This is a genomic window from Leisingera caerulea DSM 24564 (assembly GCF_000473325.1).
Classification (GTDB): Bacteria; Pseudomonadota; Alphaproteobacteria; order Rhodobacterales; family Rhodobacteraceae; genus Leisingera; species Leisingera caerulea.
In genome coordinates, this window is record NZ_KI421513.1 from 512,017 (window position 1) to 532,192 (window position 20,176).

At 65.8% G+C, this 20,176-nt stretch carries 22 protein-coding genes; 11 read left to right on the plus strand and 11 right to left on the minus strand.

Going from position 1 to position 20,176, the window contains the following annotated elements; translation table 11 throughout:
• Positions 1-13: 13 nt before the first annotated feature.
• The gene (locus CAER_RS0109670) at positions 14-964 is read left to right on the plus strand and encodes an L-threonylcarbamoyladenylate synthase (RefSeq protein WP_027235162.1); all 951 of its coding nucleotides are present in this window, start codon (positions 14-16) and stop codon (positions 962-964) included.
• Between the two features lie 133 nt (positions 965-1,097).
• Here CAER_RS0109670 and CAER_RS0109675 read toward each other — a convergent pair whose 3' ends face one another.
• A complete protein-coding gene (locus tag CAER_RS0109675; protein ID WP_027235163.1) occupies positions 1,098-1,655 on the minus strand; it encodes a YqgE/AlgH family protein in 558 nt (185 codons plus the stop codon).
• Positions 1,656-1,834: 179 nt separating this feature from the next.
• Between CAER_RS0109675 and CAER_RS0109680 the strand changes: the two genes are divergently transcribed.
• On the plus strand, positions 1,835-2,656 hold the full coding sequence (locus CAER_RS0109680) for a protein-disulfide reductase DsbD domain-containing protein (protein WP_036797632.1): 822 nt from the start codon (positions 1,835-1,837) through the stop codon (positions 2,654-2,656).
• Positions 2,653-3,114 (plus strand): NUDIX hydrolase, encoded by a 462-nt coding sequence (locus tag CAER_RS0109685; RefSeq protein ID WP_027235165.1) that lies wholly within the window; start codon positions 2,653-2,655, stop codon positions 3,112-3,114. Before CAER_RS0109680 ends, CAER_RS0109685 begins: the two co-directional genes overlap by 4 nt.
• Here the strand turns inward: CAER_RS0109685 and CAER_RS0109690 are convergent.
• The 5 genes from CAER_RS0109690 to CAER_RS0109710 all read right to left on the minus strand — a co-directional run bounded on the left by CAER_RS0109690 (position 3,084) and on the right by CAER_RS0109710 (position 10,117).
• Entirely contained in the window at positions 3,084-6,479 is a 3,396-nt protein-coding gene (locus tag CAER_RS0109690; protein WP_027235166.1) for an efflux RND transporter permease subunit, read from the minus strand. The genes CAER_RS0109685 and CAER_RS0109690 overlap by 31 nt on opposite strands.
• A 5-nt stretch (positions 6,480-6,484) precedes the next feature.
• Positions 6,485-7,939 (minus strand): efflux RND transporter periplasmic adaptor subunit, encoded by a 1,455-nt coding sequence (locus tag CAER_RS0109695; RefSeq protein WP_027235167.1) that lies wholly within the window; start codon positions 7,937-7,939, stop codon positions 6,485-6,487.
• A gap of 129 nt (positions 7,940-8,068) precedes the next feature.
• Positions 8,069-8,611: a molybdenum cofactor biosynthesis protein B gene (gene moaB / locus CAER_RS0109700; protein ID WP_027235168.1), complete on the minus strand. Its 543-nt coding sequence runs from the start codon at positions 8,609-8,611 to the stop codon at positions 8,069-8,071.
• A gap of 132 nt (positions 8,612-8,743) precedes the next feature.
• Positions 8,744-9,343, minus strand: coding sequence for a metallophosphoesterase family protein (locus CAER_RS0109705; RefSeq protein WP_027235169.1), 600 nt, complete (start codon positions 9,341-9,343; stop codon positions 8,744-8,746).
• 9 nt (positions 9,344-9,352) lie between these two features.
• Positions 9,353-10,117: a uracil-DNA glycosylase gene (locus CAER_RS0109710; RefSeq protein ID WP_027235170.1), complete on the minus strand. Its 765-nt coding sequence runs from the start codon at positions 10,115-10,117 to the stop codon at positions 9,353-9,355.
• Positions 10,118-10,304: 187 nt separating this feature from the next.
• Here CAER_RS0109710 and CAER_RS0109715 point away from each other — a divergent pair, with 187 nt between their 5' ends.
• Genes CAER_RS0109715 through CAER_RS0109740 form a run of 6 tightly spaced genes read left to right on the plus strand, consistent with a single transcriptional unit; the run spans position 10,305 to position 14,358 of the window.
• On the plus strand, positions 10,305-11,255 hold the full coding sequence (locus tag CAER_RS0109715; protein ID WP_027235171.1) for an aspartate carbamoyltransferase catalytic subunit: 951 nt from the start codon (positions 10,305-10,307) through the stop codon (positions 11,253-11,255).
• Positions 11,256-11,260: 5 nt separating this feature from the next.
• Positions 11,261-11,794 (plus strand): hypothetical protein, encoded by a 534-nt coding sequence (locus tag CAER_RS0109720; RefSeq protein ID WP_027235172.1) that lies wholly within the window; start codon positions 11,261-11,263, stop codon positions 11,792-11,794.
• Entirely contained in the window at positions 11,794-12,177 is a 384-nt protein-coding gene (locus CAER_RS0109725; RefSeq protein WP_027235173.1) for a hypothetical protein, read from the plus strand. The genes CAER_RS0109720 and CAER_RS0109725 overlap by 1 nt, the downstream gene beginning before the upstream one ends.
• Entirely contained in the window at positions 12,174-13,484 is a 1,311-nt protein-coding gene (pyrC, locus tag CAER_RS0109730; RefSeq protein ID WP_027235174.1) for a dihydroorotase, read from the plus strand. Before CAER_RS0109725 ends, pyrC begins: the two co-directional genes overlap by 4 nt.
• Entirely contained in the window at positions 13,484-14,089 is a 606-nt protein-coding gene (gene plsY / locus CAER_RS0109735; protein ID WP_027235175.1) for a glycerol-3-phosphate 1-O-acyltransferase PlsY, read from the plus strand. Before pyrC ends, plsY begins: the two co-directional genes overlap by 1 nt.
• On the plus strand, positions 14,086-14,358 hold the full coding sequence (locus CAER_RS0109740; protein WP_027235176.1) for a hypothetical protein: 273 nt from the start codon (positions 14,086-14,088) through the stop codon (positions 14,356-14,358). The genes plsY and CAER_RS0109740 overlap by 4 nt, the downstream gene beginning before the upstream one ends.
• Here the strand turns inward: CAER_RS0109740 and lfb1 are convergent.
• Positions 14,348-14,701 carry an LIC10280 family protein gene (lfb1, locus tag CAER_RS0109745; protein ID WP_027235177.1) on the minus strand — a complete coding sequence of 118 codons (354 nt, stop codon included), beginning with the start codon at positions 14,699-14,701 and terminating at the stop codon, positions 14,348-14,350. The two genes, CAER_RS0109740 and lfb1, sit on opposite strands and share 11 nt — an antisense overlap.
• 240 nt (positions 14,702-14,941) lie before the next feature.
• Between lfb1 and CAER_RS0109750 the strand changes: the two genes are divergently transcribed.
• Positions 14,942-15,418 (plus strand): YHS domain-containing (seleno)protein, encoded by a 477-nt coding sequence (locus CAER_RS0109750; RefSeq protein WP_027235178.1) that lies wholly within the window; start codon positions 14,942-14,944, stop codon positions 15,416-15,418.
• Between the two features lie 164 nt (positions 15,419-15,582).
• A complete protein-coding gene (locus tag CAER_RS28895) occupies positions 15,583-16,455 on the plus strand; it encodes a DUF805 domain-containing protein (RefSeq protein ID WP_051357767.1) in 873 nt (290 codons plus the stop codon).
• 51 nt (positions 16,456-16,506) lie between these two features.
• On the opposite strand, the gene CAER_RS0109760 is transcribed toward CAER_RS28895, so the two are convergent.
• The 4 genes from CAER_RS0109760 to CAER_RS0109775 form a co-directional block, all read right to left on the minus strand.
• Entirely contained in the window at positions 16,507-17,877 is a 1,371-nt protein-coding gene (locus tag CAER_RS0109760; RefSeq protein WP_027235179.1) for a glutamate--cysteine ligase, read from the minus strand.
• Between the two features lie 65 nt (positions 17,878-17,942).
• A complete protein-coding gene (locus CAER_RS0109765) occupies positions 17,943-18,470 on the minus strand; it encodes a hypothetical protein (protein ID WP_027235180.1) in 528 nt (175 codons plus the stop codon).
• Positions 18,467-19,300 carry a hypothetical protein gene (locus tag CAER_RS0109770; protein ID WP_154667761.1) on the minus strand — a complete coding sequence of 278 codons (834 nt, stop codon included), beginning with the start codon at positions 19,298-19,300 and terminating at the stop codon, positions 18,467-18,469. Before CAER_RS0109770 ends, CAER_RS0109765 begins: the two co-directional genes overlap by 4 nt.
• Before the next feature lie 147 nt (positions 19,301-19,447).
• Positions 19,448-20,173, minus strand: coding sequence for a 16S rRNA (uracil(1498)-N(3))-methyltransferase (locus CAER_RS0109775; protein WP_027235182.1), 726 nt, complete (start codon positions 20,171-20,173; stop codon positions 19,448-19,450).
• Positions 20,174-20,176: the final 3 nt, after the last annotated feature.

Below are 20,176 nucleotides of genomic sequence, written 5' to 3' on the forward strand. Positions count from 1 at the left end.
CGCGTCACCCGGAATGCCCCAGCAAAGCACCGAAATCCTTGCCGCAACGGAAGCGGGCATTGCCCGCGCCGCGCAGCTTTTGCGGGAGGGCAAGCTGGTCTCGTTCCCGACCGAAACGGTCTACGGGCTTGGCGCCGACGCGCGCCAGGGCGAAGCGGTGGCAGCGATCTATGAGGCGAAGGGGCGGCCGTCCTTCAACCCGCTGATTGCGCATGTGCATTCGGCGGAGGCCGCGCAGCGCTATGTGGTGTGGACCGAAACGGCAGAGACGCTGGCGCAGGCGTTCTGGCCAGGCCCGCTGACGCTGGTGCTGCCGCTGTGCAAGGGCCACGGGATTTCGCCGCTCGTGACGGCCGGTCTGGACACCCTGGGCGTGCGGGTTCCTGCGCACCCGGCCGGTCAGGCGCTGCTCAGGGCGCTGGACGGACCGGTGGCGGCCCCCTCTGCCAACCCTTCCGGCAAGATCAGCCCGACCACTGCCGCGCATGTGAAAGCCGGGCTGGACGGGCGCATCGCCGCCATTCTGGACGATGGCGCCTGCGGGGTCGGGCTGGAGTCGACGATTATCGGCCTGGCAGGGCCGGAGCCGGTTCTGCTGCGCCCCGGCGGCCTGGCGGCAGAGGAGATCGAGGCGGTGCTGGGCCAAAAGCTGGCGGTGCGCAATGTGCACGACCCGCTGACCGCGCCCGGCCAGCTGCTGTCGCACTACGCCCCCGGCGCACCTGTGCGGCTGAACGCTTCGGGCCCCGCAGAGGGTGAACTCTACCTCGGCTTCGGGCCCGGCGCGTGCGACCTGAACCTGTCAGAGCGCGGCGACCTGGCTGAGGCAGCGGCCAATCTCTTTGGCCACCTGCACAAGCTGGACGCGCTCGGCAAGCCGATCGCCGTGGCGCCGATCCCGGAGCGCGGGCTGGGCGAAGCCATCAACGACCGCCTCCGCCGCGCCTCCGCACCGCGGGATTGAGCGGCAGGGTCCAGCAGCCGGCCTGCAGTAATTCAAAAAACCTCCCCGCCCCTTTGAACCCCATCAATAATGACCGGAAAAGGGCGGGAGCGCTCCTCTGCCCGGGACACAGCGGCCTCTCCAGCCGCCCGTGTCAGGCGTGGCCTGCGCTGGCCGAAAGCGTAAGCGGATCGACGCCCAGTGTCTTCAGCGCAGCTTCCCATTTGCTGTCATCGGCAAGGCCAAAGACCAGCTCGGGGCTCGCCTCTGCGGTCAGCCAGCCGTTCATCGCAATCTCCGATTCCAGCTGGCCCGGCCCCCAGCCGGCATAACCCAGCAGCACCAGCAGGTCCTTCGGACCTTCGCCGCTGGCGATATCCTCCAGGATGTCCAGCGTCGCGGTCATCGAAAAGCCGCCCGGAACCTTCAGCGAGCTGACATCCGATTCGTAATCCGGCGTGTGCAGCACGAAGCCGCGCTGGGTCTCCACCGGGCCGCCAAAGCGCACCGGCAAAGCCGCCGCAGCACTGCCTTCGCCGCCCATGTCCAGCTGCTCCAGCAAATCGCCCAGCGCCACGCCGTCGGCGGGCTTGTTGACGATGAGCCCCATCGCCCCCTCCTCGCCGTGCGAGCACAGGAATACCACCGCGTGCTCGAACCGGGGGTCGCCAATTCCAGGCATTGCAATCAAGAGCTTGCCAGTCAGATCCATGAATTTCCGTCTTTCTGCTGCCTCCCCCCACCATGACGCGCAGCCGCCCTGCACGCAAGGGGCGCAAATGCGCCGGGCGGTGAAGCCTCCGGCAAATTTGCCGCAAACACAGGGCGATGAGCGGCAAATGACCGGAACGTGACTTGGCAAACCGCGTTGCCGGGCGCATGTATCTGTGCATGAGGAAGACTTTGACCAAAGCTGCGGCCTGCGCGGCGTCTCTGCTTGCCCTGGCAGCCGGGACACCAGCCCTGTCCGGCGCCGCCGAAGGCGACATCGTGGAAATCGAAGTGCTGGACGGCGGCCTGACCCCGCGCGGCACCTACATGGGCGCACTGCGGGTCAAGCTGCAGCCCGGCTGGAAGACCTACTGGCGTGCGCCCGGCGATGCCGGCATCCCGCCCAGCTTCTCCTGGCGCGGTGCGCGCAATGTGGGGGCGCTGTCGATCACCTGGCCTGCTCCCGAAGTGTTCCTGACCTCCGGCTACCGCACCATCGGCTATCATGACCAACTGGTGCTGCCGGTGGAAATCACCCCAAGGACGGCCGGAAAGCCGGTGCGGCTGAAGGGACGGATGCAGCTGGGTGTCTGTAAAGATGTTTGCGTGCCCGCCGAGCTGAGCTTTGACCATCAGCTGGACAGCGATGCGGGCCGCAACCCGGCGATTGCCGCGGCGCTCGCGAGCCGCCCCTGGTCAGCCAAGGAGGCCGGCGTGCGCCATGCGGCTTGCAGCCTGCGCCCCTCTGAATACGGCATGAAGGTCACCGCCCGCATTTCGATGCCCCCGGCCGGAGGCGAAGAGGTCGCGGTGATCGAACCCGGCGCGCCCAATCTTTATGCCGGAGAGACCACCACCCGGCGCGAGGGCGGTCTGCTGGTTGCGGAAACCGAGTTTCTGCCCGCCGATGGCAGCGCCTATGCCATCGACCGCTCGCAGCTGCGGATCACCGTGCTGGGGCAGAACCACTCCGTCGACATTCAGGGCTGCAGCGCCGGATGAGCTCAACCGACAGCCCGCAGCGCCCGGTGCTTGGCACTATTGCCGTGGTCTGCCGCCATTTCGGCGGCCAGGACCAGGTGATCCTGGTGCAGCGCGGCAAGGAGCCGAACGCGGGCTGGTGGGGCTTTCCCGGCGGCCATGTGGAGATGGGCGAAACCGCCCTGCAAGCCGCCGCGCGCGAGCTGATGGAGGAAACCGGCGTGTCCGCCCGGCCGCTGGAATATCTCACCAATGTGGATGTCCTTGTCCGCGCTGAGGCGGGCGCGGTGCAGCGGCAGTACCTGCTGACCGTTGTCCTGTGCGAGCACGCCAGCGGCGAACCGTTGCCGGATGACGATGCCGAACAGGCCGAATGGATCCCCATCGCAGAGATCGAGAGCCGCGGCCTGCAGCTGCTGGATCAGGTGGGCGAGGTCGCCCGGCTGGCTCAGGCCCGCTGGCGGGCGCTAAACCGGTAAACCGCGCCGCCGGCCAAATAGGCCAGCAGCGCCAGCACCAGCGCCCCGGCGACACAGGCCAGCAGCCCGGCCCGCACCGGCTCCATTGCCGCCAGCACAGGCACTGTCCGCAGCAGCGGATGCAGCGCGCCGGTGGCCATCGCCCAGCCCAGCGTCAGCACCAGCCAAACAAGCTGCGCCAGCGCGGTGCCCAGCACCAGCCAGCGCAAACGCCCTGCCCCGTGCCGCAGGGCCCGGCGCAGGGCTGCCATTGGCCGCGACAAGTCGCTCTGCATCGCCACCAGGGCCGGCACCACCAGCAGCACTAGGAACATGCCAAAGCCCAAGCCGTAGACCAAGGTGATCACCGTCGGCTTGAGGAATTGCGCCTGCTGCGCGCGTTCGAACAACAGCGGCGCCAGTCCCAGAACCGTGGTCATTGTGGTCAGCATCACCGGCCGCAACCGGTCCGCCGCCGCGTCGATAATCGAGGGAATCAGACCGCGGTCCTCGGCATACTGGTCGATGGTTGTCACCAGCACGATGGAATCGTTGATGATGATCCCGGTCATCCCCAAGAGGCCCACCACCGTGAACATGCTGAGCGGCACCTCCCACATGTAGTGGCCCCAGATGGTGCCAACCAGGCCAAAGGGAATGATCGCCATCACCACCAGGGGCCGGGTCCAGCTGGCAAAGATCCAGGCCAGCACCAGGTAGATCCCGGTCAGGCACAGGATCAGGCCGGTGCCCGCCTCCTGCAGGAAGGTCTGCTCCTGCTCCGCCAGTCCCGAAAGGCGCCATTCGACCTGTCGCTTGCTGGCGATCGCCGGCAGGATCTCCTCCTCCAGCGCCTGCATCACCGCTTCGGCGCGGGCCGGATCATCCTCGGAGATATCTCCGGTCACGCTGATCACCCGGATGCCGTTTTCGCGGCGCACGGTGGAGAACCCGGTGCGCTGCGTGACCGAGACGATATCGGCCAGCGGCACATAAATCCCGCTGGGCGCCCGCATCAGGGTGCGCTCCAGGAAATCGGCGGTCAGCTCATTCCGCGGCAGCTCAACCCGGATCGACGCGCTGCGCGGCCCGTCGGGATAAGTAGCCGCCTCAATACCGTTAAGCCGCGCCCGGAGCGCCCGGCCCAGGCTGCCAATAGTGAAATTCAGCGCCTGGCCGTGCGGGGTGAGGTCCAGGATCACCTCCTCCTTGTCGTAGGCCAGGTTATCCTCAACCGCGGACACCTCGGGGAAGCGCAGCAGCGCGGTTTTCAGATCCTCGGAGGCGGCCTTGAGCGTCTGCACGCTGGCGCCCGCGAATTGCACGTCCAGCGCATCGCCGCCCGGGCCGGAGCGCCAGCTGCGGAAGGAAACCGTCTCCGCCATCGGGTGGCGGGCCACCCGTTCCTGCAGTTCCGCCACAAAGGCAAAGCTGGAATAGGGGCGCAGGTCGGCATCTATAAGCTCAATCGAGATGCCGCCCAGCAGATCCGCTTCCTTGCCTTCCACACCGGCCAGTCCGCGGCCCGCATTGCCGCCCGTCTCTGCCATCACAAAATCCAGCGGGTTGCGGCCATAGCGTTCGTCGTATTCGGCGCCCAGCGCCTCTGTTGCGCGCTGCATCTCCCGCATCATCGCAAGGGTATCGGCGCGGGTGGCGCCCTCCGCCATGGCGAAATTGCCGGTGACGGAGCCCCGCTCCGGCGCGTTGAAGAAGCGCCATTGCACATCGCCGTTGATGAACAGCGCCGCCTGGCTGGCCAGGATCGCCAATGCCCCGGCCAGCACCGCATATCGTGCGGTGACGATCAGCCCCATCAGCGGCCGGAACGCGTGGTCGCGCAGCCAGCGGAAGCCGCGGTTCACCATCCGGTTGGGCCAGTCGTACCAGTGCCGCGCCTGCGCATGGGTCAGCGCATGGGCCAAGTGGTTGGGCAGGATCAGGAAGCATTCCACCAGCGAGGCCGCCAGCACCGCGATCACGGTAAAGGGTATATCGCGGATCAGCTCGCCGAACCGCCCGCCCACCAGCGTCAGGCCAAAGAAGGCAATGATTGTGGTCAGCGTTGCCGCAAAGACCGGCATCGCCATCCGCCGGGCGGCATTCTCGGCGGCCTGCACGGGGTTTTCGCCGAGCCGCCGCACCCGGAAGTCGGCGTGTTCCCCCACAACGATGGCGTCATCCACGACAATGCCCAGGGTGATGATCAGGCCGAACAGGCTGACCATATTGAGGGTGATACCGGCGGCATACATCAGCGCCACCGCGGCGAACATCGAGGCCGGAATGCCCACCGCCACCCAGAACGCAATGCGGGTGTTGAGGAACAGGAACAAGAGGCACAGCACCAACGCAAGCCCCATCAGCCCGTTGTCAACCAGCATATTCAGGCGGTCGGTGATGTGTTCGGCGCGGGTGCGGATCAGCTGCGCCGTCACCCCCTGCGGCAGGCTTGCCTGCATTTCCGCGACCACCTCCTGCACCTGGCGCTGCAGGCGGATGGCATTGCCCTGGTCGGAGCGGTCGACCCGGATCGACATCGCCGGGTGTTCCCCGACGAAGTATGATCGGTTGCGGTCCACCCCCTCCACCCGCACCGCGGCCACATCATCAATGGTGAGGACGGAGCCGTCGGGATTGGTGCGCAGGACGATGGCTTCCAGCTCATCCGGCTGGCGTTTCTCGCTGCCGGTGCGCACCCGGGCATTGGCGCCGGTCACGTCGCCGGCGGGATCCGCGTCGACCTCGGCGGCGATGGCCTCGGCAATCTCGCGCATGGTGATGTCATGGGTGATCAGCTTGGCGGTCGGCACCTCGACGATGGTTTCCGGTGCAGCCACCCCGCGGATTGTGGTGCGGGTGACGCCGGCTTCGAACAGCCGGGCGACCAATTCATCAGCAAACAGGCCCAGCTGCCCGGGCCCCACCGGCCCCGTTATCACCACATCGGTCACCCGGTCGCGCCAGGCGCCGCGCCGCACTTCCGGCTCCTCCGCCTCTTCCGGCAGGCTGGTGATGCCGTCCACGGCGCTCTGCACATCATCGGCAGCCTGTCCCATGTCGGAGCCGGGTTCGAACTCCAGCGTCAGCGTTGCCATCCCTTCGCGCGATGTGGAGTAGGTTTCCTCCACCCCGTCCACCGCCAGCAGAACCGGCTCCAGGACCTGCACAATTGCATTGTCCACGTCCTCCGGCCCGGCGCCCTCCCACTCGACGGAGACGGTGACGCGCTCAACGATCACATCGGGAAAGAACTGGGCCCGCATGTTGGGCATCGCAGCGGCCCCAAGCACCAGCATGATCACCAGCAGCAGATTTGCCGCAGTGCGGTGGCGGGTGAAATAGCTGAACAGCCCGCGGGCCGGCCGGGGGAGTTTGCGGACCATGGCCCTCAGCCTCCCATACGGGATTCTATGCGGGAGACCAGCTGCGCCGGTACTCTTGCCTCAGCCAGCTGCTGCAGCATCTCGGCCTTCATCTCGGACGGCATTGCACTGCTGCCCTCGACAAAGGCCACCAGCCGGGCGCGGCGCTCGTCGCTCAACTCGATCAGCTCCGGCAGGGCCTGGACCCCGGCGTCCCGGCGCAACGGGCGCACCTTGATGCCAGCGCCCAGAAGCGGCGTGCGGCCGGTGACGATCTCACGGCCCTCCAGCCCGGCACCGCGGATCAGCACGTCATCGCCCTGGCGGCGCACCAGCTCAACCGGCAGCGCCTGCAGCCGGTTGTCCTCACCCAGCACCAGAACAGAGCCATCGGCTCCCAGCGCCGAGGCGGGCACGCGGGCCACTGCGGCGACCTCGGGCTCTGACACCTTGACGGTGACGAAATCCCCAGGCTCGAAACCTGGCGCGGTTTCCAGGCGCGCATAGACCAGCCGCCCGGTCTGCCCGTCGCCCGCCGCGCCGCTGGCGCGGGAAATGCGTCCGGACGCGCTCAGCCCCGCCCCGTCGGCATCCAGCGTCACCCGCACCGGTGCTCGCAGCAAGTGCCCCTCTGCGTCCAGCAGCCGGGCGTATTGCGCAGTCGAAACCCTGAACGCTACTTCCAGCAGATCCGGATCGACCAGATCCGCGATTTTTTCATTGGCCGATACCAGCCGCCCCTGTACCAGGCTCACCGCCTGCAGGGTACCGTCGAAACGGGCTTTGATCGTTGTGTCGTCGAGATCCCGCTGCGCCTCGTCCAGCGCAATCTGCGCCCGCGCCACCCGTGTGGCGGCCTGATCGGCCCGTGCCTCCGCCTGACTCACCGCCTGACGGCGCGAGATCACCGCCTGGCGCGCCTGCACCGCTGCCAGCTCGGCTGTTTCCACCGCCGCCGCTGTGCCGACACCGCGGCCCGCCAGATCCACCTGCCGCTGAAACGCGCGCTCGCGCAGCTGCGCCTGGTCCTGCGTGGCCTGCAGCTCATCCTGCGCCAGGACCAGCGCCCGGCCCGCATCGCGCTCCTCGGCGCGGGCGTCCATCATGTCCGCTTCGGCCCGGTCCAGCGCCGACTGCGCATCCGCCGGGTCAATCTGCACCAGCACTTCGCCCGCGCGGACGGTTCCGCCTTCCTCAAAATCCTCGGACAGCTGCACGACCCGGCCGCCAACGGCCGTCCGAAGCTCCAGCGTGCGGCGGCTCTCCACACGGCCAAAGGCCGTCAGTTCCGGCGCCACCGTCTGCAGATCCGCCGTCACCACATTGACCGCAAATATCCGCTCGCGCGCCGGGGGCGCTTTCTTCTCCGCGTTCAGCTGCGCCTCGATTGCACTGAAAATCATATGCCCGGCATAAAGCAGCAGTGCCGCCGTGACCGCCACCAGGAAAACCCCTGTCACACTCTGACGCAAAAAGCGCATGTTTCTCCCTTCCGGTGGCGGCAGCTGCCGGGACCACGCACGCGGTCTGCCAAAGCGTAAAATGCCTTGTGCCCGGTTGGAAATATATGATTTTCCGCACGGGTTTGCGAGGTTACACGCCGCGGCCGCTCACTTCCGGCGCAGATGTTCCTCCAATCTGGGCATGATTTCCACGAAATTGCAGGGCCGGTGGCGGTAATCGAGCTGTTTTGACAGGATTTCATCCCAGCCGTCCTTACAGGCGCCGGGGCTGCCGGGCAGCGCAAACAGATAGGTGCCGCCCGCGACCCCGCCAGTGGCGCGCGACTGCACCGCGCTGGTGCCGATCTTTTGCATTGAGACCAGAGTGAAGACGGTGCCGAAGGCCTCGATCTCCTTTTCATAGACGTCCCGGTGCGCCTCCACCGTCACGTCCCGGCCCGTCAGGCCGGTGCCGCCGGTCGAGACCACCACATCCACCTCCGGGTCCGCCACCCAGGCGCGCAGCTGCTCGGCAATCTCCGCCCGCTCATCCGGCAGGATTTTGCGGGCGGCCAGCACGTGGCCCGCCTCGCCCAGCCGGTCCACCAGCACCTGGCCCGAGCGGTCGTCCTCCAGCTTGCGGGTATCCGATACCGTCAGCACCGCGATGCGGACCGGGATGAAGTCCATGTTTTCGTCAATCCGGGACATTTCCAGTCGCGTCCTCTCCATAATGGCCGGTCGTACCGCCAGCCCTGCAACAATTCCGGCCCGGAGCCGCCCCTGGCATCCGGTTCAGCGCCGGGGCCGCCGGGACACACGCCGGCAAGGCCGCAACGGCGCTCATGGCTCCACCTCGAACCAGCTTACCCCGGGGCCCAGATTGGCCACCTGCGTCCTGCCTAGGCTGCCGCGGAAGCCCCAGCAATCATGCACATGGCCGCAGAGCAGGAGCTGCGGCTGGATCCGCTCTGCCGCCGCCCTAACTGCAGTGGAGCCGACAGACATCCCGCCGGAGGTGACATCGCCCAGACCCTTTGGAGGTGAATGGCAGATCAGGATATCCGCACGGCCGCAGGCCGCCAGCATCGCCGCCGCCTGCACCTCGCTGAGGTCACAGGACCAGCTGCCGAAGGGCGTTTCCGGCACGCCGTATCCCAGCCCGAACAGGCGCAGGCCTTCGACCTCCACGCCTTCACCATGCAGCACCGTGGTATCCGGGAAGCCTGCGGCACGCAGTTCTTCCGCGCTTTCGCCATTACCGGGCACCGCCACCATCGGCGCCTTCAGACCCGCCAGCATTGCAACTGCCCGGTCCATCCCCTGCCGGCAATTGCAGAAATCGCCGGCGCCGATCACCAGATCCGCTTCGGCGCTGGCCGCCACGATATCCGCCGCGTGGGGGGCTGAAAGGTGCAGGTCGGAGAACGCCAGAATTTTCATGAAACGACCTCAGGATAAACTGGCCAGCCGCGCCTTCAGCTCCAGCAGGTCAGCCCAGGCCAGCCGCTTCTGCGACGGCTGGCGCAGCAGATAGGCGGGGTGGAACATCGGGATCACCGGCTTGGTCCAGGCCTGGTCCCACTTGCCGCGCAGCCGGGTGATGCCGCGCTTGCCCAGCACCGCCTGGCAGCTGATATTGCCCATAAGCACCAGAATATCCGGCTCCGCCAACGCCACATGCCGCTCCAGAAAAGGCGTCAGCATGGCGATCTCGGCGGGCAGCGGATCGCGGTTCTGCGGCGGCCGCCAGGGCAGCACATTGGTAATATAAACACTCTCGGCGCGACTGAGCCCGATCGCCTCCAGCATCTTGTCCAGAAGCTGCCCGGCGCGGCCCACAAACGGCTTGCCCTGCAGATCCTCCTCCCGGCCCGGCGCCTCGCCGATGATCATCACCCGCGCGCCCGGCTGCCCGTCCGAGAACACCAGATTGCGCGCGCCCCGCTTCAGGTCGCAATGGTCGAAGGCTTCCAGCGCATCGCGCAAACCCGGCAGCGATGCAGCTGCTTTGGCGGCCTTCTGCGCCACCTCGACCGGATCCACCTCTTTGGGCTTGGGCGGCGGCGCCGGCGCGGCGCCCGGCTTGGGCTTGGGCGGGGCCTGCTCCAGCGCGTAGCGGTCGACCGGCGCGTCGCACAGCGCTTCGGTGGCGCCAAGCTCCGCCTGCCACTCCAACAGCGCCCGGGCGCTCCAGTAATCCAATGCCGATTCCATGCGCCCAAGCTACTCCGCCCAGCCGGCAAGCGGAACACCTGCGCCCAAAGTATTATTCGGGCCAACCTCTTCTTCTTTGCCGAAAATACTCAGGGGAGCGCGAGGGGCCGGCCCCTCGCCTGCTCTGCCTTGCCGCAACCGCGCACGCCGCCTATAAGAACCGGCAAATCAAGCGGAGCCGCCCCTTATGTCCTTCGAACACCGCCACCTGCTTGGCATCGAACCGCTGAAGCCGCATGAGATCACCGCGATCCTCGATCTGGCCGACGACTATGTGGCGCTGAACCGCCGCCCCGAGAAGCACTCCGACGTGCTGGCCGGCCTCACTCAGATCAACATGTTCTTCGAAAATTCGACCCGCACGCAGGCCTCGTTCGAGCTGGCGGGCAAGCGGCTGGGCGCCGATGTGATGAACATGGCGATGCAGGCTTCGTCGATCAAAAAGGGCGAGACCCTGATCGACACCGCGATGACGCTGAATGCAATGCATCCGGACCTGCTGGTGGTGCGCCACCCGCATTCCGGCGCGGTGGATTTGCTAGCCCAGAAGGTAAACTGCGCGGTGCTGAACGCGGGCGACGGCAAGCATGAACACCCGACCCAGGCCTTGCTGGACGCGCTGACCATCCGCCGCTCCAAGGGCCGCCTGCACCGGCTGAACATCGCCATCTGCGGTGACATCGCCCATTCACGCGTCGCCCGCTCAAACTTGATCCTGCTGGGCAAGATGGAAAACCGCATCCGCCTGATCGGCCCGCCGACGCTGGTGCCCGGCCAGTTCGCCGAGTTTGGCGCCGAGATTTATGACGACATGCGCGAGGGACTGAAGGACGTCGATGTCGTCATGATGCTGCGCCTTCAGAAGGAGCGTATGGACGGCGGCTTCATCCCGTCGGAGCGCGAGTATTACCATCGCTACGGGCTGGACGCTGAGAAACTGGCGCTGGCCAAGCCCGACGCCATCGTCATGCACCCCGGCCCGATGAACCGCGGAGTGGAAATCGACGGCACGCTGGCCGACGACATCAACCGCTCGGTCATTCAGGAGCAGGTCGAGATGGGCGTCGCGGTGCGGATGGCGGCGATGGACCTGCTGGCGCGAAACCTGCGCGCTGAGCGTCAGGCCAAGGCCGGATGAGCGGCATGGACGGTGTGATCCATATCCCGGCAGGCGAGCGTGGTGTGATCCGGCTGTTTGCGCTCGGCATGCGGCCCGAGCAGGCGGCCTTCCTGAAGGAGCCCGGCGCGCTGGCTCAGGTGCTGGGGATCGAGACGCTCGACATGGAGCAGGTGGAAATCTTCCCGGTCTCCGATCTGGAGGACATCGGCCTGACCGGCTACCTGACCGAAGGCTGCGGCGTGCCGCGCGCGCAGGTTGAGGAAGACCGGGAGCTGTTGCAGGCGCAGGAGGGCCATGTGCTGCTGATCCGCTCCCGCGCCTTTGACGGCAAGGAGACGCGGCTGACTCCGGCGGATCAGATCCGACTGATCGGCACCTATGGCGAACGTCAGACCAACTGGAGCGCGCCGCCCGAAACGGCCGAGAGCGCCAAGCCCTATTCCGCACCGAAACTACCGCCGCGCGCGGCGCGGTCCCAGTCCCGCCGCATCGGGGCTGTTCTGTTCACCGTGGTCATGCTGCTGATTGCGCTGCTGGTCTGGGTGCTTGTGACCTGATGGCAGCACGCGAATTCAAACCCGACCGCGGCGCCTATATCCGCGCCCACGCCTGGATGGCGGCCATCGGCATGGGCGGCGCCATGGCGGTGCTGTGGATCATGGGCAGCCCGCACATCTGGACCGGCGCCATCGGCGGTCTTGCGGCCGTCGCCCTGCGCGGCTGGTACATGGCCAGCGAGGAACTGGCGGTGGTCTGGACCTTGACCCGGGAAGCTCTCTCCGGCCCCGCAGGGCGTTCGGTTCCGGTCACGCAAATCGAGGCTGTCAAAACCATGGGCAGCTATGTGCAGGTGGTCACTAAGGACGGCGACAAGCACTTGATCAAATACCAGGCCGACCCGGCCGTGACCCTCAACGCAATTGAAAGAGCCAAGGCATGAGCACTCTCTTCACCAACGCCCGCCTGATCGACCCGGAGCATGGCAGCGACGCACCGGGCATGGTTCTGGTGCAGAACGGGCGGATCGCGGCGGTCGAAAAGAATGGCGCCGATGCCGCGTCGCTGCTGAGCGCCCGTAACATCAGCCAGGACGGCGTGGCCCAGGTGGACTGCGGCGGCAAATGCCTGGCGCCGGGGATCGTCGACATCGGCGTCAAAGTCTGCGAGCCGGGCGAGCGGCACAAGGAAAGCTATAAATCCGCGGGGCTGGCGGCTGCCGCTGGCGGCGTCACCACGATCGTGACCCGCCCGGACACCACGCCCGCGATTGACAGCCCGGAAACGCTGGAATTTGTCACCCGCCGCGCCCAGGCCGACACGCCGGTGAACGTGCTGCCGATGGCGGCGCTGACCAAGGGGCGCGAAGGCCGCGAAATGACCGAGATCGGCTTCCTGATGGATGCCGGCGCCGTGGCCTTTTGTGATTGCGACCACGTGGTGCAGAACACCAAGGTGTTTCAGCGCGCGCTGACCTATGCGCGGTCCTGCGGCGCCCTGGTCATCGCCCACCCGCAAGAGCCGGGGCTCAGCAAAGGCGCGGCCGCCACCAGCGGCAAGTTCGCCGCGCTCTATGGCCTGCCCTCGGTCTCGCCGATGGCAGAGCGGATGGGGCTGGACCGAGACATTGCGCTGCTGGAAATGACCGGCGCGAAATACCACGCCGACCAGATCACCACAGCCCGGGCCCTGCCCGCGCTGGAGCGCGCCAAGAACAACGGGCTCGACATCACCGCGGGTACCTCGGTGCATCATCTGACGCTGAACGAGCTGGACGTGGCAGGCTACCGCAGCTTCTTCAAGGTGAAGCCGCCGCTGCGCTCCGAGGACGACCGGCTGGCGGTGGTGGAGGCCGTGCGGACCGGGCTGATCGACATCATCAGCTCCATGCACACGCCGCAGGATGAGGAAAGCAAACGCTTGCCCTTTGAGGAGGCCGCGGCCGGCGCAGTGGCGCTGGAGACGCTGCTGCCTGCGGCGCTGCGGCTGTACCATGCGGAACTGCTGGACCTGCCAACCCTGTTCCGCGCCATGTCGCTGAACCCGGCGAAACGGCTGGGGCTGGAGAGCGGCCGCCTCGCCGAGGGCGCGCCTGCGGATCTGGTGCTGTTCGACCCGGATGTGCCCTTTGTGCTGGACCGTTTCAAACTGCGCTCGAAGTCGCAGAACACGCCTTACGACGGCCAGCGGATGCAGGGCCGGGTCGAGGCCACTTACGTGGCCGGTGAGCCCGTTTACCGGAGGGATTGATGCCAGTACTTGAAAGCTCTGCCGCCGTTCTGATCCTGTGGGCGGTAATTGGCTACGGCCTCGGTTCCGTGCCGTTCGGGCTGGTTGTGACCAGGGCCTTCGGCCTTGGCAACCTGCGCCAGATCGGGTCGGGCAATATCGGCACCACCAACGTGCTGCGCACCGGCAGCAAGGCCGCCGCGGCACTGACGCTGCTCCTGGATGGCGGCAAGGGCGCGGCGGCTGTGCTGCTGGCCCGTTTTCTGGCCGCCGAGGATGCGGCGCAGATGGCGGGTCTGATGGCCTTCCTCGGGCACTGCTTCCCGGTCTGGCTGGGGTTTAAGGGCGGCAAGGGCGTGGCCACATTCCTGGGCCTGCTGCTGGCACTGGCCTGGCCTGTCGGCATCGCCTGCTGCCTGACCTGGCTGGCGGCGGCGGCGGCCAGCCGCATTTCCTCGATGGCTGCGCTGGTCTCAGCCCTGGCGGCGCCGGTCTGGGCGTTCGGCCTGGGATATCAGCCGGTTATTGCCCTGTCAGTACTGCTGGCGGCAATTGTCCTTGTCCGCCATTCGGCGAATATCGCCCGGCTGCGGGCGGGCACTGAACCCCGGATCGGGCAAAAGTGACCGGCACGGAGCTGCAAGCCTTTCTTGCAGCTTTTGACGCGCTGCCGGCTGGCGCCTTCACCGGTCTTGCCAATGGCCGTAAATACGCAGTCATCCGCCAGGATCTGGCCGCGGGCAAGGCGCAGAAGCTGGTGGCGCACGAACTGGGCGGCAGCGATTACATCAGCCTCAACCTCTACCGGCTGGCCTCAGGCGCGCGGCTGAAGCCCTGCGAGATGCCTGCAGAGGCGGTAATCCGCTTCGTTCTTGATCTGAAAGTTATGGAATAAGACGCTCCAGCGCCCGGCCGTTGGACCAGGTGCCATGTAGCTCGCCGCTGGGCATCCGCACATAGACCACCGGATAGGTGTCGCCCCAGTTCACCCAAACCACATCGCCATTGCGGGTGCCGCTGCCGGTATAGGCTTGGGAGCCGACCTGCCATTGCATCTCGACCACACCGCCGTTGTCGCGGATCTGCACGGTGCCGGAATAGCTGCTGCCGTCCGGGTTGCGGCCCTCGGCGCTGTAGCTGCCGGTGATGCCTTGCGCGCTGACCGGCACTGCCGCTGCTATCAGGATCGCGGCCAGCCCGCCGATCAGCGGGCGGCGGGCGGGGAATGGGTATGTCATGGTTGCCTCCGGGTTGCCTGCCCCTACCCTGCCCGCCGTATCGCGGCCTGTCACCCGTTCTGCGCAGGAATGCACATCCCGCTGCCGCCCGGTGCACAGTCAAATTGAGTTGTTTTGAACGTGATCGCCCGGCTCTCCACATCGGTGCCGTGACCCGCAGCATTTAGCGGAGCACATGGTGAAACACCGGCCGGGCAAGCATTTGGAGACGCCGCGGCCAGGATTTGAAAGGACGGGACCATGAACAAAGTAAAAGCACTGATCAGCGGTGTGGCACTGTCGGTTGCGATGGCCACCTCAGCCCTGGCGGCGGGGGTCGAGATCAACGCATCCTCCACCGGTCTGGCGCTGCAGGGCTATGACCCGGTGGCCTATTTCACGGTCGGGGAGCCGACTCCGGGCAACTGGAAAATCACCGCCATGCACAACGATGCGCTGTACCGCTTTGCCTCCGAAGAGAACAAAGCCGAATTTGAAAAGAACCCCGAAGCCTACCTGCCGGAATACGGCGGCTACTGCGCCTTTGGTGCGGCCATGGGCTTCAAGTTCGATGGCGACCCGACCCTGTGGAAGATCGTCGACGACAAACTGTATTTGAACTTGGCAAAAGATATTCAGACCCGCTGGGAAGGCGACATTCCCGGGTTTATCGACAAAGCCGACGCCAATTGGGACGGCATCGCCGACAAGGATCCGGCGGAACTGCAGGCTCAGTAGGGCTCAAGCCACCACTCACAGGCGAGCAGCCGGCGGCAGGACACCCTGCCGCCGGTTTTTCTTTGGCCGTCTGCGGATGATACCACGGGCCTGCCCTGCCCGGGTCCCAATTCCGCCGCAGTTGCCGCGCAACTCCAGGGAGATTATTTCACAGCAGGTTTCCAATGATTTCCCGCATTTCATCCGCCTATGAAAACTTTGCTTTCAAGTTTCTCGACTTTGATGGCCGCGCCACCCGTTTCGAGTACTGGTGCGTAATCCCCCTGATCTGGCTGTTCATTTTCCTGATGCTGCCTGGCGATGCCGCCGAGATCTGGGGGCACCTTCTGCAGCGTGACGTGCCGCCCCTGAACCCCTTCCACTATGGTTCGCTCGCGTTGTTCCTGTTCACCTTTGTCCCGCGCCTGTCGCTGACCGTGCGCAGGCTGCATGATGCCGGGCGCAGCGGAAAATGGGCCAAGCTGCCGTTCACTGCGGTCTCGCTGGGGCTGGTGTTGAGCGTTGGCCTGCTGACAGCAATTCCGATGAGTGATCCAAGCGGCCTTGGCCCCGGTCTGATGGTTGCCGGGGCGGTGACGGCCTCCCTGTCCGGCAGCTTCTGGGAGGCGCTGTTCAATCTTGCAGCTATCGCCAATTCACTGGACTGGGACGCCATTCTGACCACACTGCTGGGCGTTGCCGCGCAGGCCGATCCAGGCGGCGTGCTCGATCAGACCGGCGCACTGACAGCGCACGATCCCCTCCTCGGGTTTCAATTTCTGTTCCAGTTTACGTTAATCGCGCTGGGGCCGTTCATCGCGCTGTTGCTGCATCTCTATTTCATGCTGCTGCCCTCGCAGCGCGGCGAGAACGCCCACGGCACCAGCCCGCTGCCATCCCGCACGCGCAGGTCACGCGGCCGCCCAGAGAATGCGTACGCGGGCTATGCCTATCTGACCAAGCGCACGGAGGAAGAGGAAAGGCAGCTGCACGCCGCCCGCAAGGCGCAGGTCCGGGAGCTGTATCAGCGCCGGGTGCTGGGCAAGCCGGACAGCTGAGCGCAGCTCTGAAAAGCGAAAGGCCGCGTCGTGAACGCGGCCCTTGCAGTCTTAGTAAGCGAATTCGCTGTAAATGCGGCTGAGGTCCCCGTCCCAGGCGCCGTGGTAACGCTCCAACAGCTCATCTGCCGGGACTTTGCCGGTTTCAAGGCTGTCCTTCAGCGCATTGAGGAAATGGGTCTCATCCGGCACAAGGCCGCCTGCGCCTGGCTTGTGACGCGCCTTGAGGCCGCTTTCCGAAATCGCCACCACTTCCCGTGCCAGCTCATGCATTCTGATGCCGTTCACCTTGGCCTGCAGCCCCTGTTCGGAAGCCGCCACGCGCAGCTCTTCGCGGGTCTCGTCGTCCCAGCCCTTGACCAGATCCCAGGCCGCGTCCAGCGCGCTTTGGTCATAGGTGAGGCCGACCCAGAAGGCGGGCAGCGCGCAGAGGCGGCGCCAGGGGCCGCCGTCGGCGCCGCGCATCTCGATGAACTTCTTGATACGGGCCTCGGGGAAAATGGTGGTCAGATGGTCGGCCCAGTCGCTGAGCGTCGGGGTTTCGCCCGGCAGCGCGGGCAGCTCGCCCTTCAGGAAGTCGCGGAAGGACATGCCCAGCGCGTTGATATATTCACCATTCCGGTAGACGAAGTACATCGGTACATCGAGCGCATATTGCACCCAGGCTTCAAACCCGAAGCCTTCCTCGAACACAAATGGCAGCATGCCGGTGCGGTCGGCATCCAGCGAGCGCCAGACGCGGGAGCGCCAGGATTTGTGGCCGTTCGGCTTGCCATCCAGGAAGGGGGAATTGGCAAACAGCGCGGTGGCGACGGGCTGCAGCGCCAGGGCCACCCGCAGCTTCTGCACCATGTCGGCCTCGGAGGAGAAGTCGAGGTTCACCTGAACGGTGCAGGTGCGGCGCATCATGGTGGTGCCCATGGTGCCGACGTCCTGCATGTAGCCGTCCATCAGCTTGTAGCGGCCCTTGGGCATCAGCGGCATGTCTTCGTGTTTCCAGACAGGCGCTGCGCCCAGGCCGATGAAGCCGACGCCGATCTTGTCGGCGATGTCCTTGACGTCGCGCAGGTGGGCATTCACCTCGTCGCAGGTCTCGTGGATGGTTTCCAGCGGTGCGCCGGACAGTTCCAGCTGGCCGCCCGGCTCCAGGCTGATATTGGCGCCGCCTTTTGTCAGGCCGATCAGGTTGCCGCTCTCAATCAGCGGCGCCCAGCCGTGACCATCGCGCAGACCTTCCAGCACCGCCTGGATCGACCGCTCGCCGGCATAGGGAAGCGGTTTCAGCGTATCCTTGCAGTAACCGAATTTCTCGTGCTCGGTGCCAATGCGCCAGGCTTCCTTGGGCTTGCAGCCGTCGGCAAGATACTCGGCAAGCTGCTCATGACGTTCGATCGGCCCGCCGCCGGACTGGGGAATGGACATGCCTGGCACTCCGTCCTGTTAAGTCTGTGTTGAAGGGTCAGTCGTGGGCGGAATCGCCGCCAGTGTCAATGCAGGCGCAGATGTTCGGGCCGGCTGGAATTGCGCTCCCAGATCACGACCTGGTGAGCCCCCTTGCGGCGCAGCTCAGTCAGCATGCGCTCGGTTTTGAGGCCCGGCAGCGCGGCAAAGACGTCAAACAGCGCCTCATAGCCTTCGGCGTTCACCGGGATCGCCAGCGGCGGCTGGCCGGGCTGCTCCAGCAGCCAGTGCGGCGGCTTGCAGGAGTGATCCAGCGCCAGCCGCTCCAGCTCGGAGGCGGCGACGGCACCGCCGGTCAGCGGCCCGAAATAGGCAATCTGCCCCTCATCCACCTGCACCACGCCTGGCCCGCCGGTGCCGCGCCGGAAGCGCATCCGCTGGGCGCCGATCACGGCGGTCACCAGACCGGTGGCGACAAGGGCCCAGCCGGTGATGGCCGTGAACCCGGCCGAGGAAAACGCCCATTTCAGCCCGATCAGAAACATCAGTACCGCGGCCAGGACTTCGCGCCATTGCCACAGGGCAGTGCGGGCTTCGGGGCGGATGAAACTCATGACTTGATCCTTCTACCCTGCCGAACATCGTCGAGATAAGCTTGGATACGGCGGTGTCTCAGCTTCATGCGCCGCACGCGTTTCGTATTTTTGGCATACATTCTGAGAAGTGTCAGTCCGATGAAGAAAACCAGAAATGAATCGCTCTCTGCTTCGAAATCGGTGTCCTGGGCCAGAAACTGCTTCATCTCTTCACTGTCCAAACCGTAAAGCAGCGGACCATCTATGCCCGCGCTCTGAAAGTCTTTGGATACCAGGAAAATGGCTGTTTGGCGGGACCGGAAGAAGGTGCCTCTGCGATGAATGTCGATCGCAGCTACCCCGCCATCCGGGCGCAGGATCAGGTTACGCGGGGCAAAATCGGGGTGCCCGGGCGTCCGCGCCGCTGGCTGGTCCCCGATTAGCTCCAGCAACCGCAGCAGTTCCTTGCCCAGCTCCGTCAGCAGTGCTGCGTCAGGGTGCGGGGCGCAGGTATCGAGAATGGCGTTTATTTCTTCTGCAAACCGGTTCGCAGGCAGGGCGGCCCGGACGACTTTGCCCTGGCTCGCCCAGCTTTGCCAGGCACAGCACTGCCGCAGAATCTGCGGCCGGTTTGCAGCGGGCTGTTTGAGCAGCTTGTTCACCGGTGCGCCGGATTCGAAGCTCACCACCACAAGGCCCAGCTTGCCGGAAGTGGCGAAACACCTGTTTGCAGAGAATTCCGGGTGCGCGCCAAGGCGTTCAAAGCGGCGGAGCGCTTGCACGGTGCCGCCGACATAGCCGCGCCGGGTGCCGGGGTCCCAGAATTTCTTTATCACCACTGGTTCCCTGCCGCGGTAGCCGCGGAACACCGAAGACTCTTCTGAGACTTTCAAAGCACTCTCCAGCTTGACGCCGCCCCCCGGCCATTTCAGCTGTGTCTGGAGCTGCACACGCTCCATCTGGCGGGCAGCGCTGTCTGGACGGGCAAAAAACTGCATTCGCTCAAAACGGCCCAATTACCAGTCCCCCAGCGCTTGCTGCCACAGGGTCATGGCCGCCACCGCTGCGGTATCTGCGCGCAGAATACGGGGGCCAAGGCTGACCACATGGGATTGCGGCAGCGCGTGCAGGCGCTTGCGCTCAGCCTCCGAAAAACCGCCCTCGGGTCCGATCAGGATGGCCCAGGGCGCGCCCTTCTGCGTCTCCGCGGCCAGTTGCAGCGCATTGCCCACCTCAGCCTCGTCGCAGAACATCAGCTGGCGCTCCTGCGGCCATTGGTCCAGCAGGCGGGAGAGTTTTTGCAAATCCGCCACTTCCGGCACATAGGTGCCGCCGCATTGTTCCGCCGCCTCGACCGCATGGGCCTGCAGCCGGTCCTGGCGGATACGCTCCGAGTTGGTGAACTCGGTCTGCACCGGCAGGATGCGCGCAGCACCCATCTCCGCGGCCTTTTCAACGATGAAATCGGTGCGCGCCTTCTTGATCGGGGCAAACAACAGCCACAGGTCCGGCGGCAGCTGCAAGGGCCTGGTCTGCTCCTGGCAGACCAGCGTGCCTCCGCGCTTGCCGGCCTCTGCAACTTTGGCCAGGAACTCGCCGTCCTTGCCGTTGAACAGCGCCACAGGGGCGCCAACGGTCAGCCGCATGACCCCGAACAGGTAATGCGCCTGATCCCGGTCCAAAGGAACCGTTTGCCCTGCCCCCAAGGGGTGCTCTACATACAGTCTGATTTTTGCACTCATGGG

Excerpts from the sequence above, each read along its gene's own strand:
- CAER_RS0109670 (WP_027235162.1), top strand. The coding sequence starts at position 14 with ATGCCCCAGCAAAGCACCGAAATCCTTGCCGCAACGGAAGCGGGCATT.
- CAER_RS0109675 (WP_027235163.1), bottom strand. The coding sequence starts at position 1,655 with ATGGATCTGACTGGCAAGCTCTTGATTGCAATGCCTGGAATTGGCGAC.
- CAER_RS0109680 (WP_036797632.1), top strand. The coding sequence starts at position 1,835 with ATGAGGAAGACTTTGACCAAAGCTGCGGCCTGCGCGGCGTCTCTGCTT.
- CAER_RS0109685 (WP_027235165.1), top strand. The coding sequence starts at position 2,653 with ATGAGCTCAACCGACAGCCCGCAGCGCCCGGTGCTTGGCACTATTGCC.
- CAER_RS0109690 (WP_027235166.1), bottom strand. The coding sequence starts at position 6,479 with ATGGTCCGCAAACTCCCCCGGCCGGCCCGCGGGCTGTTCAGCTATTTC.
- CAER_RS0109695 (WP_027235167.1), bottom strand. The coding sequence starts at position 7,939 with ATGCGCTTTTTGCGTCAGAGTGTGACAGGGGTTTTCCTGGTGGCGGTC.
- moaB (WP_027235168.1), bottom strand. The coding sequence starts at position 8,611 with ATGTCCCGGATTGACGAAAACATGGACTTCATCCCGGTCCGCATCGCG.
- CAER_RS0109705 (WP_027235169.1), bottom strand. The coding sequence starts at position 9,343 with ATGAAAATTCTGGCGTTCTCCGACCTGCACCTTTCAGCCCCCCACGCG.
- CAER_RS0109710 (WP_027235170.1), bottom strand. The coding sequence starts at position 10,117 with ATGGAATCGGCATTGGATTACTGGAGCGCCCGGGCGCTGTTGGAGTGG.
- CAER_RS0109715 (WP_027235171.1), top strand. The coding sequence starts at position 10,305 with ATGTCCTTCGAACACCGCCACCTGCTTGGCATCGAACCGCTGAAGCCG.
- CAER_RS0109720 (WP_027235172.1), top strand. The coding sequence starts at position 11,261 with ATGGACGGTGTGATCCATATCCCGGCAGGCGAGCGTGGTGTGATCCGG.
- CAER_RS0109725 (WP_027235173.1), top strand. The coding sequence starts at position 11,794 with ATGGCAGCACGCGAATTCAAACCCGACCGCGGCGCCTATATCCGCGCC.
- pyrC (WP_027235174.1), top strand. The coding sequence starts at position 12,174 with ATGAGCACTCTCTTCACCAACGCCCGCCTGATCGACCCGGAGCATGGC.
- plsY (WP_027235175.1), top strand. The coding sequence starts at position 13,484 with ATGCCAGTACTTGAAAGCTCTGCCGCCGTTCTGATCCTGTGGGCGGTA.
- lfb1 (WP_027235177.1), bottom strand. The coding sequence starts at position 14,701 with ATGACATACCCATTCCCCGCCCGCCGCCCGCTGATCGGCGGGCTGGCC.
- CAER_RS0109750 (WP_027235178.1), top strand. The coding sequence starts at position 14,942 with ATGAACAAAGTAAAAGCACTGATCAGCGGTGTGGCACTGTCGGTTGCG.
- CAER_RS28895 (WP_051357767.1), top strand. The coding sequence starts at position 15,583 with ATGATTTCCCGCATTTCATCCGCCTATGAAAACTTTGCTTTCAAGTTT.
- CAER_RS0109760 (WP_027235179.1), bottom strand. The coding sequence starts at position 17,877 with ATGTCCATTCCCCAGTCCGGCGGCGGGCCGATCGAACGTCATGAGCAG.
- CAER_RS0109765 (WP_027235180.1), bottom strand. The coding sequence starts at position 18,470 with ATGAGTTTCATCCGCCCCGAAGCCCGCACTGCCCTGTGGCAATGGCGC.
- CAER_RS0109775 (WP_027235182.1), bottom strand. The coding sequence starts at position 20,173 with ATGAGTGCAAAAATCAGACTGTATGTAGAGCACCCCTTGGGGGCAGGG.